Below are 11226 nucleotides of genomic sequence, written 5' to 3'. Positions count from 1 at the left end.
AGGAATACCTGTGTAATACCCTAAATACTACTTCGTGTTCCCAGAAGCTCGGTCATTCATGGCCGAGTAGTTCACAAAATGATGGCCTTCATAGGTGAAAGCGAAGGGATTATTGACGTCCACTCCCCCGACGGCATTGACCACTTTGCGAAGAGTCCCCATGTTGGTCAAAGCATAGTAGTCGATTTTGGTGCCGACCAGCTCCCCAACTTGCTTCTTGGCCAGTTGCGGGCCGCCAATCGCGTAGGCCGCATTGATCTTGACGTACTTGCTGCCTGCCTTCGTGTTGACCTTGACGAGGGTGTCGCGAGGGATCGCCATCATCGTCATTTTTTGCTGATGGGGATTAACGGTAATAACCTCCATCGTATCAGTATTTCCCGCATAAGACGTTCCCCGGCCAAGGGCTCCCACGTCGGTCCCCATCACCAGCACACTAAATGGTCGCCGCTTTCCCAGTTGAAACTTTATTCACCGTGATCGCCCAGAGATGATAGCCGTAACCGACAATGACAAACATGGCTAGTAATAAAATGGCCGTCACAATTTTCCAATGGTGTCTTTCGTGTTGGGCTTGACGCCGTGATTCTTCTTGCATGTTGATCGCTCCTGTTTTCTTTCCAGGCCAGTCTACTCTCTTTTTTGCCATCAAAAAAAATACTAAATTATAATAGAAGATATTAAATTTTTAAATATCAAGGCGATAGTATGAACGTCAGACAACTCCAAGAATTCCTGGTAGTGGCCCAGGAGAAGCAAATCACGGCCGCCACCAAACGCCTCTACATGGCTCAACCACCCTTGTCTTACCAGATGAAACAGCTGGAAAAAGAATTGGGCACAAAACTGTTTACCCGCAATTCTTACGGCATCCAATTGACCGCCGCTGGCGAGAGCTTCCAACGCTATGCGCAAAAAATTGTCCGACTAGCCCAGTCCGCTGAAGAAGAGCTCAATCAAGAAAAGAAGGGCGAACTGGGGACTATCCACCTCGGTCTCATCTCATCGACAGGGTTCCTCATCCCTAACCAAGCGATGCAACAACTGACGACGTTTTATCCCGGCATCAAATTTGAAATTACGGAAGCTAACACGATGCAGCTGATCGACCAACTGACCAGCAACCTAATTGACGTCGCCATTGTTCGAACGCCCTTTAATACGCGTGGCCTGCGGGTTGCCGCCCTGTGCGACGATCAGATCGTTGCAGTTGGCGATCCTAACAGCTACCCGGTGCTGTCCCAGTCCCTGGCTATCAAGGCTTTCGACCACCAGCCGCTGATCATTTACCGGCGCTTTGCGGCCATCTTTAATAACTCTTTTGCCCAGTTGGGTATTAATCCCCATTATGTGGTCAAATGTGACGACGCCCGCACCGCCATTCAGCGGGCTAACGGTGGCATGGGGATCGCCCTCGTCCCACAATTATCAGCCCGCAGTTGTGCCCAAACAAAAATCGTCCCCATCACCGACCAGCCCTGGGATTCACAGATCCAACTGGTTTGGCAGAAAGAGACGCTTTTACAACCGGTCACCCGGAAATTCATTAACCTCTTGACTAATCCCGATTGAGATCCTTGGCTCCTTGGTCACGTTTGGCTAGCCAAAAGACCAGGCCCGTCGCCAGCAGGCAGTAGGCAAAAGAATTCCAGCCCAGGTTTGGCAGACTAGTATACTTCAACAACTGGCCACCTGACATGGAAGCCACCGCAATCCCGACGTTATAGAAGATGGCGCTAAAAGTCGAAGCCAGCGATAAGGAATCCGGGTACTGACGGGTCGCGAGATTCATGAAGAAGACCTGACTAGGCGATGCTGACATGGCAGCGGTGAGCGCCAAAATGAACAGCCAAGCTAAGCCGAGCCATTTAGTGCGCATGACGGTTGAAAAACTCGCAAACAAAACGAGGTTTAACAGATAAATATACTTCATGGCGCGAAAGCCCGGGCCAGCCGCAATCCGTCCGCTCGTCTGATTGGCAATGATATCGATGACCCCGAGTAAGCTCAAAATCAGACTTAGCTGAACGGCACTGAAGCCTAGTGATTGCCGAATTAACGGGCGGATATAAGTGTAATAACCGAAGAAGCTCGCCGCGGCAGAAATAATAAAGAAAATGCCAGCCCAGGTTTGTGGATCCCGAAAGATCACCAGCTGATCCTTATGCTTCGTCCTCTGCCCCGGCAAATTGTGGGGCAATAAATGCGCCGTGACCAGGATGGCAAAAAGGGTAATAGCCGCTACCATCACAAAGGCATCCTGCCACCGCCACCGGTGGGCAATCATCGTGCCAAGTGGGATTCCGATCACCGACGCAACGGAAAAGCCGGTATAGATATAAGCGACCGCGATTGATCGCTGTTTGAGATCGTCCGAAAGGCTATAGATGATCACTGACAAGAGGGACTCGATGGAACCGGCTACTGAAGCCGTGATAATCCGGGATAGATACAGGCACCAAAGATTAGGGGCAAAAGAGCTGAGAACTGTTCCGAAAAGAAAGACCAGCAACAAAGCCATCAAAAGCCGGTACCGGTTCAGGGAACTGGTGGCCATTGTCAAGAAGGGAGTCACGATGGCATAAGTCCAGGCAAAGACTGAAACCAGCAGCGAAATTTGGCTCAGTGATTCTTGATAAGTATGGGCAATCAGGGTCAAATTCCCGATCACCATCGATTCATTGCACCCCAGCATGAACGAAATGATCATGAAGAGAATCGCCAGAATCCGAAAATGATGTTGGCTGAGCTGCTGGTCCATCAGTTTTTCACTCCTATCTTTTTGAATTACTACCCTCATATTAATATAATTCCGTTTTCAGCATAAAGACAATCTCCCCGAGCAAGATCATTGCCTGCACAAAAGCCCCTCCGGAAATTTCACATCAAAAAGCCCCCAATTGCAGCTTATTTCCGCAATTGGAGGCATTCCAGGTTACTCACCCCAGCCGTCAGGAAGGCTTTATAAATCTTCGCCGACCGATTGGCTTACTTTGCCAGTTCCACCAACACATCGTCCAGGACCTGGTTAATGTCGCCCTTAATGGCCACTCCCTTATCCTCAATCTCCTGAGGCAGGAACTGGAAATCACGGTTAACCATGACGTCGTAGGCCTGCGGCAGGTTCTTGGTGAGGGCCCAGAATGGTTCTTGAATAAACATCGGTGTCATCCGGCCAACGCCGAGTTCGATAAAGAGGATCTTGCCATCATTCATGTTCTTTTCCAGATATTGAGAAATTTTGGCATATTCTTGGTGGTAACGGGTGCCTTCGAGGAAGTTGCCATAACCCCGTACCCACGGAAAGGCCTCAGCACCACAGTGAAGACACTTCGGAATCATTTCGGTTGGGATTGCCGTTCCGTCATCCATTGCCTTGACCATGTCCTCGACCGGCTGCACCGCGTCCCAAACATCGTCGGTACACTGCTGCGAGTACTGGAAAAAGCGGTGATCTCCCTGGATTTCGGCGACCTTGTCTTCCGGAAATTCCTTGATGGCCTGGGTATCCTGGTTGGTCGTCAAGAAGAAGTAGTCCTTGTCGCCAATGATCTTCTTCAGATCCTTATACGGCTGGCGGACCGGGGCGTGTTGCGTGGTGTAGAGGAAGGTCGCCAGATAACCCCAGAATTCTTCCCGCGTCTTCCATGGGTATTTCATCCCGGCAAAGTCCCCTTTAATCCCGTACTTTTTCGCAAATTTGCCAAAGTACTTGTAAAATGACGGGGTGTCCTTGTAGTAAAAATCACCGCCGCCAGCCGCCGAAAGACCCGAAGCGCCACCGATAACGATGTGGTCCGCTTCCTTGACCTTTTGGGCAAAGAGCTTGATCTGCTGGTCATAAGGCAGGGGCTTTTCCTCAGTCAGCTTCACGGCCGTCCCACCCTGCGCATAGATGGAATAATAGGAACTGTAGTTCAGCTGCGTCTGCATCACCAGATTTTCATAGTTAAAGGTGTTGGTCTGGGATACCTTGGCGGCAAAATCATCGTTCGGGCTGGCAGCCTTAAGCTGAGCCAGGTTGCGGGCGATGTCGCCCTTCAATGCCAGGGAGCGTTTACGAATCGTCGGCAGGATGTTGATCTCCTTAGCGAGATTCATCGTGATGAAGAACCAGTACGGGAACTGACTAACCATTTCCATCATCGGCGCTTTCAACATCTGATTGTTCGCCCCGATTCCCAATTCCAGTTGCACGACCCCTTTTGGACGAAGCTTTCGTAGCTGTGCTGCTTTTGCTTCCATTCGGCCGAGTTCGTTTCCTTTCCCCAGAAGGTCCCTTCTACTTCCCACAGTTTATTTTCGTCAAAGCCGTTGAGCTCAAAGTGTGTGTCGGCATTCGACGTCAGGATGAAGTAGTCCTTATCGCCAATGATTGTTTTCAAGTCGGCAAAAACCGACGTTGGCTGGTAATCATCGACCATGTACTTGTGAAGTTCTTGCAGAAAACGCTAGTGGGCATCTGCAGGCAGTTTGCCGATTGCCCCTTGAATGATGTTTTGCACTCCATATTGATCCTGGAACGCGCTAAAGTGTTTCTTGAAGTCATCATTATTGGCAAAAATGTTGTAGCCTTCACTGATTGATAAACCGTTGCTGGCACTGATCAAAATCGCATCAGCCTTGTCGATAACCGCCTTCGCATCGTTAAATTCAGACATTTTATTTCTCCCTTTCCGACATGGTGTATAATTAAAGACACCTGTATTGAACTATGGCAACAATATAAAGCAAACCGGAATGGAAATTAAGAACAAAAGCGCCAACTTGTCCAGTTGACGACAGATTTGCAATTTCGTAGTGAAGCGGAGGATTTATCATGTCAAAAAATAAAATGGATCGGCGGACAATCTACACTCTCAACGTCATCAAAGAAGCCTTTTTAAAGCTGATCAATCAGGAAGAATATGCCAAAATCACTGTCACCCAGGTATGCAAGGAAGCTGACATTACCCGGTCAACTTTCTACATTCATTACAACAACCTCAACGATGTGCTCAACAAAGTCCTAGACGAAGCCCTCGCTTTTTCTGACGGTAATGTGCCCGCCGCGCAGCCAGTCATGGTCGGCGAAGACTCGCTCCTCCCGGCTTGTCAACGGATTACCGGCGCCCCAAAGTATCGCAAAATCCTGATGGACCCGGACCTCAGTGAATACATCATCGGCCGCATCGCCGCACACGAGCGGGACCGGGTTATCCCCGACATTCAGCGAAAAACTGGCTTGGACGATCAGCAGGCCGACATCCTCTTTCAGTACATGATTCACGGCTCCTTTGCCATCAACAAGCGCCACCATTTCACAAAGGACGCGGCGTGGTATCAGGAGGTCAAGATGCTGAATGATTTTGTTAATGCCGGCTACCGGGCCTTTAAGAAGAGTGGGCAGTATTAATAAGTCTGGCGACCGCTATTCCAACTTCGCGCCGAACGTCAAATTAGATATGCCTGGTAATTAATTAAACTCTAAGGATTGAGATAACCTGCCACGTCGATCTCAATCCTTAGAGCTTTTTTGATACAAAAACCACCCCGCAATGTTAGCTATACCTAACATCACGAGGTGGTTTGTCTGCAATTAGTGCTGAGCCACTAAGATATCACTTCATCTGCTGGTCATACCAATTCTTGGCAACCGTCCGATAGTTTTGCCCATCAACACTGACCTTCTTGTTCAATTGAACTAATTGCTTAGTAGTCAATTTTGCATCCACTTTGTTGAGGGTTGTTGCCATCTTCGGATATTCCTTAGCTGCTTGCTTGTTAGCAACTGGTACCAAGTTGTATGGTGGCCACAAGTGCTTATTATCCTTAAGCAGGGTAAATTTGCTGGTAGCTAGCTGACCGTCCGTGGTCGAAACCGGGGCTGCATCAGCCTTGCCCTTTGCCATGATCTGGTAGAGCAAGCTCGTATCGTAATCCTTAATGGACTTAAAATGGAATTTGCCATAGGTTTTGTTCATCCCCGGCAAGGCATCCGCCCGTTTTTCGAATTCACCCTGCGAGGCAAAGCGAATTTGCGAAGCATGCTTCTGCAAGTCGCTCAGATTTTTAATGTTGTACTTCTTAGCGACACTAGTCCGCATACCAACTCCCTGTCGATCATCACCGGGAGCGTACTTAAAAGTCGTCAAGCCGGCCTTATTAGCTTCAGCTTGGGCCATTGAAGCCATTTGCTTTTCGGATTTGCCATGACCATTCTTGTGGTTATAAGCCTCGACAATGGTTCCCGTGTAGTCTGGGTAGACATCGATTTGCCGTTTCTTCGCGGCATTATAAACCACCGAGTTCGAAATGTTAGGTTTGCGAGTAACCTTGTAGCCCGCATGTTCCAAAGCCAAGGCATAAATCTCGCTAACTGTTTTGCTCTCGGTTAACGCCTTCGAGCCGACGACAATCGGCTTGTTCGAAGCAGCATTAGCAACAGGTGCGACAGCGCCCAGGCTTAAAACGGCAACGGCCGCCACCGTCACGCCCTTGATCAATCCTTTGAACTTCATTCAATCATCTCCTTGTAACTGTTTAAGTTCTTTCTCTTATCAACTTCGTTATTAATTTAATGCATATCAAGGATTCTGTCAAGAAAATAGTTAAATGATGCTTGAGTATTGTAACTAGATTAATTACAATAGGAATCATTAAGGAGGCTCGCCAATGAAAATTTCAACGCGTTTCAGTGACAGCATCCATATTTTAGCGTTCATTGAAACTTATAAGGGGAAGATCCCCTTAACCAGTTCTAACATTGCGTCTAGTATCGAAACTTCGCCAGTCGTTGTCCGCCGACTAATGGGCAAGCTCCGCAAGGCGAAGTTGCTTTGTACCACCCATCGGTCAGCCAATCCGAAACTGGCCAAATCCCCCGCAGATATTTCCCTATACGATGTCTTGTTGGCCGTTGAGGGCAACGTCCACCTCTTCACCGTGGATCAGAAAACTAATCCAGAGTGTATCGTTGGGGGCAATATTCAGGCAACATTAACCGAATACTATCAGCAAGCTGAAACAGCGGCTGAAGCGAAGCTAGTTACTATTAAATTGCAAGATATTTTAGACACGATCATGGTTCGACAGGCCCAAAAAGAGGCTCGCCAACGAGAGGAGAATGAGTAATGAAGTACATGATTACAGGTGCTACTGGCCATTTAGGGCGGCAAGTAGTCAGTCAATTGAGCAAACTCCAGCCGAAAGCCAACATTCGCTTGGGGGTCCACACCCCGGCCAAGGCCAGTGATTTCAAAAAGGCCGGCTACGAACTAGCAGCCATCGACTACAATGACGTCGCCAAAATGACGGCCGCCTTCCGCGGGGTTGACGTGTTGATTTATATTCCGAGCATCACTTACGACGTCCAGCAGCGCATTAACGAATTTGAAAATTCATTAAAAGCGATCAAAGCGGCGGGAGTCAGCGCGCTTGTCGACGTTAGTTTCATCGCTGATCAAGCCAACAACCCCTTCCAAATGGCTGGCTACTACGCTTATCTCCCGGCCCGCCTGGCATCCAGCGGTCTTGATTACGCCGTCGTCAAAAACGCCCTCTACGCTGATCCCTTAGTTCCCTACCTTCCGGAACTCATCCAACGCCACAAAGTCATTTACCCGGTCGGCGATCAGGCGATGTCGTTCATCAGCCGGCAGGATAGTGCCGAAGCCATCGCTAACGTGGCAGTCCGGCCATATCTGCGCGATCGCGGGCAAAACTACCTGCTAACGATGCGGCAGAATTACAACATGGTTGAACTCAGCGCGATCATGTCCCAAGTGACTGGCAAGCAGATTGGCTATGCACCGACGACCTTCAAAGAATTCGCCAACATCTACCGCTCCGAGGGCGATGGCGATGAACTCGGTTCCATGTACCAGGCCGCGGCGATGGGACTCATGGACAAGGTGACGAACGACTTTCAGCATATCACCGGCCATCAGCCACAGACGATGACCGCCTATCTTAAAGCCCATTACCACCCAAATGAGAACCAAGATTAAGCTCAATTCCCGCTTTCAAAGGACAATCTCTTATGATGCAGCAGATCATTCATTACTTTCAAAATAACAGCAGTCAATACTGGCACTATGCGATGCAGCATGTCGGGCTGAGCATCATCACACTGGTCATCTCGATGGTGATCGCTCTGCCACTAGGGTATCTAGGGTCCCGCAATCGCGCGGTAGCTGGTTTTTGTACCGCCTTCGCCCAGATTTTACGAATCATCCCCAGTCTGGCACTGCTTTTCCTGCTGATCCCTTTTATCGGGACGGGCTGGTTGCCAGCGATTATCGCCTTGGTCGTTTTGGCACTGCCGCCGCTGATCATCAATACCATCCTCGGCTTTAACGAGGTCAGTCCGCTCTATAAAGAAGTGGGCCAGGCACTGGGAATGGACCAACGCCAATTGCGGCGCCAAATTGAAATCCCCCTCGCCCTACCGTACATTCTCAACGGGATCAAGCTAGCCCTCGTGGAAATCATCGCCAGTGCCACCCTGGCCACTTACATCGGCGCCGGCGGACTGGGCACGCTGATCTTCACCGGCCTCGGTTTATATAATATGTCCTACGTCATCATCGGTGGGGTCAGCGTCGCGCTCCTGTCCCTCATTTCAATGCTCGGCTTTGATTACATCATTAAGAAGGTGCAGCAATGACTAATCCAGCTATTCAGTTTGAAAATGTTAGTAAGAAATACGGCAGCAACACCGTGATCAACCACCTGAACTTTACGATTCCCGCCGATTCACTGGTGACGATTCTCGGCTCTTCCGGCTGTGGTAAAACCACTACCCTCAAGATGATCAACGGTCTCATCCAACCAACCAGCGGAACCGTCAGCATTGGTGGGCAGCCGTTAGATGAGTGGAACCTGATCGATCTCCGTCGGCATATCGGCTACGTGGTCCAGCAGATCGGCCTTTTCCCACACATGACCATTGCCGACAACATCGGGGTGGTCCCGAAAATGCTGGGCTGGAACCCGACAAAGATCCAGCAGCGGGTCAACGAACTCTTGCGACTAGTCCAACTGGAGCCCCAGCAATTCGCCAGCCGCTATCCCAGCCAGCTTTCCGGTGGGCAGCAGCAGCGGGTCGGTGTGGCACGCGCCCTCGCTGCCAACCCGCCATACGTTCTCTTCGATGAACCTTTTGGCGCCCTGGACGCCCTGACGCGGCTTAGCTTGCAAAAAGAAATCAAGCGAATTCACCAGACGTTGCAAAACAAAACCTTTCTTTTTGTGACTCACGACATTAATGAAGCCCTCTTTTTAGGCGAAAAGGTGATGGTGATGCATCACGGGCAAATCGAGCAATTTGCTACGCCAGCCGAAGTAGTCAACCACCCCGCAACGGCCTTTGTCAAAGAGCTCCTGGGAACCGTCCGGCAAAACCAAGCATTATGGGCAGGTGACCGCGATGAGTAATTACTGGCAAGCCAATTGGCCAACAATGCTGACGGACGTCCAGCAACATGCCGTCATGGTGCTTTCGTCATTAGCCATCGCTGCGGTGATCGCGATCATGTTGGTCCTCTTCCTGCTCCACCGGCCGCATTGGCTCGACGTTTTAGTCTACCTCTTCTCGTTGCTTTACTCGGTACCGAGTTTTGCTTTCTTCGCTATCCTCCTGCCTTTTTCAGGCTTGGGGATGAGCAGTGCCATCATAGTTTTGACCGTCTACTGCGAATATATCCTGCTGCGTTCCTTCATCACCGGCATTCAGGGAGTCGATCCTAGTTTAATAGAAGTTTCCCGTGGCCTGGGGATGACTAATTGGCAGATCTTTGCGAAGGTACAATTACCCCTCGCATTGCCCGCCATTTTCAGCGGCATCCAAGTCGCCCTCGCTTCCACAATGGGCATTGCGACGATTGCCGCCACGATCAATGCCGGCGGCCTCGGTCAGCTGCTCTTCGAAGGACTTCAGAGCCAACAGGCAGTTCCCATTTTATGGGGAACCTTGTTGACGATGGCTCTCACCCTAGTTTGCGCCGGCATTGTTTGGCTGATCAAATGGTCGCTGACACACCGCTGGCAAAATGTGCTGCTACAACAAAAGTAAATAACAAAAAGCATGGCTTTGGGTGGCCATGCTTTTTCTGCGCCAACAGGCAATCATCTTTTCAAATAATACTTTAAGCACACTGACAAAATAGCTAAAAACACTATTATATAAGTCCTGAAATTCCTTATTTCAGATGCACTATTTTGTTAATCGTTATTCAGTGTGTCAAATATTATGAGGCTGCTATTTTCAGTGCAACAATCAATTTATCGGTGCAAAATTAGCGAATTTTGCACCGATAACTCATTTATTGCACTGATATTGCACCGAAAAGCATATTAACAATTAAACAAAAAAGTTAGATAAAATCGAATAATTAAGCTGCTAAGGTATGAATCCGGTATTCGACTGGAGTCATACCTTTTGTTTTTGAAGAAATGGATATATTGAGTGGATAATTTCTGCAATTCGGCTAAATCCCGGCATGGCGGAAAACCATCCAGCAATTCGGTCTTAAAAAGATGAAAAAAGCTTTCAATCGGGGCATTATCTAGGCAATTGCCTTTCCGCGACATGCTTTGAACAAAGTTATTATCTGCCAATTTCTGGGTATAGTAATTCAGCTGGTAATGTCATCCTTGATCAGAATGAATGATTGGATGGGCATTGCTCGTCGCCTGTAAGGTCACCGCCGACTGAGCCAACTAGGTAGCCGCAGCCGATTCAGTCTGTTCGGTATCCGTCGTCTGCTCACTGGCTGACGTTGCCGCATGAGCCAGTGAGTACCCAGCCCATATTTGGAGGGTTGTGCCCAATAGTACAGAAGCAACTCCCACAGACAATTTGCGAAGGGCATAATGCGACTCTTGTCAGCTAATTAAATGCTGATCAATAATTGGCCGATTATTTTTTGAAACCATTAATAGAATCCACCTTTCAAATACTACACTTTAAATAATTGTTAGCCAAATTTTAAAGGAATGATAACAAATTTTTTAACTCCAAGAATAAATTTCATTTTGTCCAAAACGAGTGTAGATCATACTAATATTTATCATCTGGATTTTATTCCCATGGCTTGAGGCCAATGGTGATGGGCACTATAATAATTGCGAATCTATATATTTTTGTTTGATATCTAATTTTTAAATTTTTTCTAAATTTCAAGAATAAGTTAGCCACTAAGCTGAAATAAATAGCACTGACCAATTAATTATTGGTTGATGAGA

At 48.5% G+C, this 11226-nt stretch carries 15 protein-coding genes and 1 pseudogene; 7 read left to right on the top strand and 9 right to left on the bottom strand.

Annotated elements, in window-relative coordinates; genetic code table 11:
- Nucleotides 1–27 precede the first annotated feature (27 nt).
- Together QOR82_RS07880 and QOR82_RS07875 are read right to left on the bottom strand one after the other, a co-directional pair.
- Nucleotides 28–426 carry an LCP family protein gene (locus QOR82_RS07880; RefSeq protein ID WP_326521493.1) on the bottom strand — a complete coding sequence of 133 codons (399 nt, stop codon included), beginning with the start codon at nt 424–426 and terminating at the stop codon, nt 28–30.
- 10 nt (nt 427–436) lie between these two features.
- A complete protein-coding gene (locus tag QOR82_RS07875) occupies nt 437–598 on the bottom strand; it encodes a hypothetical protein (RefSeq protein ID WP_283584225.1) in 162 nt (53 codons plus the stop codon).
- Between the two features lie 110 nt (nt 599–708).
- Here QOR82_RS07875 and QOR82_RS07870 point away from each other — a divergent pair, with 110 nt between their 5' ends.
- Nucleotides 709–1572 carry a LysR family transcriptional regulator gene (locus tag QOR82_RS07870; protein WP_283584224.1) on the top strand — a complete coding sequence of 288 codons (864 nt, stop codon included), beginning with the start codon at nt 709–711 and terminating at the stop codon, nt 1570–1572.
- Here QOR82_RS07870 and QOR82_RS07865 read toward each other — a convergent pair.
- The 4 genes from QOR82_RS07865 to QOR82_RS07850 form a co-directional block, all read right to left on the bottom strand.
- Entirely contained in the window at nt 1559–2761 is a 1203-nt protein-coding gene (locus QOR82_RS07865; protein WP_283584223.1) for an MFS transporter, read from the bottom strand. The two genes, QOR82_RS07870 and QOR82_RS07865, sit on opposite strands and share 14 nt — an antisense overlap.
- A gap of 227 nt (nt 2762–2988) precedes the next feature.
- Nucleotides 2989–4197, bottom strand: coding sequence for an SIR2 family NAD-dependent protein deacylase (locus QOR82_RS07860; RefSeq protein ID WP_283584222.1), 1209 nt, complete (start codon nt 4195–4197; stop codon nt 2989–2991).
- Entirely contained in the window at nt 4155–4424 is a 270-nt protein-coding gene (locus QOR82_RS07855) for a globin family protein (protein WP_283584221.1), read from the bottom strand. The genes QOR82_RS07860 and QOR82_RS07855 overlap by 43 nt, the downstream gene beginning before the upstream one ends.
- 27 nt (nt 4425–4451) lie before the next feature.
- Nucleotides 4452–4661 (bottom strand): hypothetical protein, encoded by a 210-nt coding sequence (locus QOR82_RS07850; RefSeq protein WP_283584220.1) that lies wholly within the window; start codon nt 4659–4661, stop codon nt 4452–4454.
- 158 nt (nt 4662–4819) lie between these two features.
- On the opposite strand from QOR82_RS07850, the gene QOR82_RS07845 reads away from it, so the two are divergent.
- A complete protein-coding gene (locus tag QOR82_RS07845) occupies nt 4820–5395 on the top strand; it encodes a TetR/AcrR family transcriptional regulator (RefSeq protein WP_283584219.1) in 576 nt (191 codons plus the stop codon).
- Nucleotides 5396–5600: 205 nt separating this feature from the next.
- On the opposite strand, the gene QOR82_RS07840 is transcribed toward QOR82_RS07845, so the two are convergent.
- Complete coding sequence (locus tag QOR82_RS07840; protein WP_283584218.1) at nt 5601–6500, bottom strand: glycine betaine ABC transporter substrate-binding protein; 900 nt, start codon at nt 6498–6500, stop codon at nt 5601–5603.
- 154 nt (nt 6501–6654) lie between these two features.
- Between QOR82_RS07840 and QOR82_RS07835 the strand changes: the two genes are divergently transcribed.
- Genes QOR82_RS07835 through QOR82_RS07815 form a run of 5 tightly spaced genes read left to right on the top strand, consistent with a single transcriptional unit; the run spans nt 6655 to nt 10054 of the window.
- Nucleotides 6655–7113, top strand: coding sequence for an Rrf2 family transcriptional regulator (locus QOR82_RS07835; RefSeq protein ID WP_283584217.1), 459 nt, complete (start codon nt 6655–6657; stop codon nt 7111–7113).
- Nucleotides 7113–7988 carry an SDR family oxidoreductase gene (locus QOR82_RS07830; protein ID WP_283584216.1) on the top strand — a complete coding sequence of 292 codons (876 nt, stop codon included), beginning with the start codon at nt 7113–7115 and terminating at the stop codon, nt 7986–7988. The genes QOR82_RS07835 and QOR82_RS07830 overlap by 1 nt, the downstream gene beginning before the upstream one ends.
- A 32-nt stretch (nt 7989–8020) precedes the next feature.
- Entirely contained in the window at nt 8021–8647 is a 627-nt protein-coding gene (locus QOR82_RS07825) for an ABC transporter permease (protein WP_283584215.1), read from the top strand.
- Nucleotides 8644–9417 (top strand): ABC transporter ATP-binding protein, encoded by a 774-nt coding sequence (locus QOR82_RS07820; RefSeq protein WP_283584214.1) that lies wholly within the window; start codon nt 8644–8646, stop codon nt 9415–9417. Before QOR82_RS07825 ends, QOR82_RS07820 begins: the two co-directional genes overlap by 4 nt.
- On the top strand, nt 9410–10054 hold the full coding sequence (locus QOR82_RS07815; protein ID WP_283584213.1) for an ABC transporter permease: 645 nt from the start codon (nt 9410–9412) through the stop codon (nt 10052–10054). The genes QOR82_RS07820 and QOR82_RS07815 overlap by 8 nt, the downstream gene beginning before the upstream one ends.
- Nucleotides 10055–10335: 281 nt before the next feature.
- Here QOR82_RS07815 and QOR82_RS07810 read toward each other — a convergent pair whose 3' ends face one another.
- Complete coding sequence (locus QOR82_RS07810; protein ID WP_408612936.1) at nt 10336–10572, bottom strand: IS3 family transposase; 237 nt, start codon at nt 10570–10572, stop codon at nt 10336–10338.
- Nucleotides 10573–10701: 129 nt separating this feature from the next.
- A pseudogene (locus QOR82_RS07800) lies at nt 10702–10857 on the bottom strand (YSIRK-type signal peptide-containing protein); the annotation flags it as partial.
- Nucleotides 10858–11226: the final 369 nt, after the last annotated feature.

It is taken from the genome of Limosilactobacillus difficilis (assembly GCF_947387495.1).
Classification (GTDB): domain Bacteria; phylum Bacillota; class Bacilli; order Lactobacillales; family Lactobacillaceae; genus Limosilactobacillus; species Limosilactobacillus difficilis.
This window is presented reverse-complemented; position numbering and strand designations above follow the sequence as displayed.

Coding starts and splice junctions, on each gene's coding strand:
- QOR82_RS07880 (WP_326521493.1), bottom strand. CDS start 426: ATGGGGACCGACGTGGGAGCCCTTGGCCGGGGAACGTCTTATGCGGGA.
- QOR82_RS07875 (WP_283584225.1), bottom strand. CDS start 598: ATGCAAGAAGAATCACGGCGTCAAGCCCAACACGAAAGACACCATTGG.
- QOR82_RS07870 (WP_283584224.1), top strand. CDS start 709: ATGAACGTCAGACAACTCCAAGAATTCCTGGTAGTGGCCCAGGAGAAG.
- QOR82_RS07865 (WP_283584223.1), bottom strand. CDS start 2,761: ATGGACCAGCAGCTCAGCCAACATCATTTTCGGATTCTGGCGATTCTC.
- QOR82_RS07855 (WP_283584221.1), bottom strand. CDS start 4,424: ATGGTCGATGATTACCAGCCAACGTCGGTTTTTGCCGACTTGAAAACA.
- QOR82_RS07850 (WP_283584220.1), bottom strand. CDS start 4,661: ATGTCTGAATTTAACGATGCGAAGGCGGTTATCGACAAGGCTGATGCG.
- QOR82_RS07845 (WP_283584219.1), top strand. CDS start 4,820: ATGTCAAAAAATAAAATGGATCGGCGGACAATCTACACTCTCAACGTC.
- QOR82_RS07840 (WP_283584218.1), bottom strand. CDS start 6,500: ATGAAGTTCAAAGGATTGATCAAGGGCGTGACGGTGGCGGCCGTTGCC.
- QOR82_RS07835 (WP_283584217.1), top strand. CDS start 6,655: ATGAAAATTTCAACGCGTTTCAGTGACAGCATCCATATTTTAGCGTTC.
- QOR82_RS07830 (WP_283584216.1), top strand. CDS start 7,113: ATGAAGTACATGATTACAGGTGCTACTGGCCATTTAGGGCGGCAAGTA.
- QOR82_RS07825 (WP_283584215.1), top strand. CDS start 8,021: ATGATGCAGCAGATCATTCATTACTTTCAAAATAACAGCAGTCAATAC.
- QOR82_RS07820 (WP_283584214.1), top strand. CDS start 8,644: ATGACTAATCCAGCTATTCAGTTTGAAAATGTTAGTAAGAAATACGGC.
- QOR82_RS07815 (WP_283584213.1), top strand. CDS start 9,410: ATGAGTAATTACTGGCAAGCCAATTGGCCAACAATGCTGACGGACGTC.
- QOR82_RS07810 (WP_408612936.1), bottom strand. CDS start 10,572: ATGTCGCGGAAAGGCAATTGCCTAGATAATGCCCCGATTGAAAGCTTT.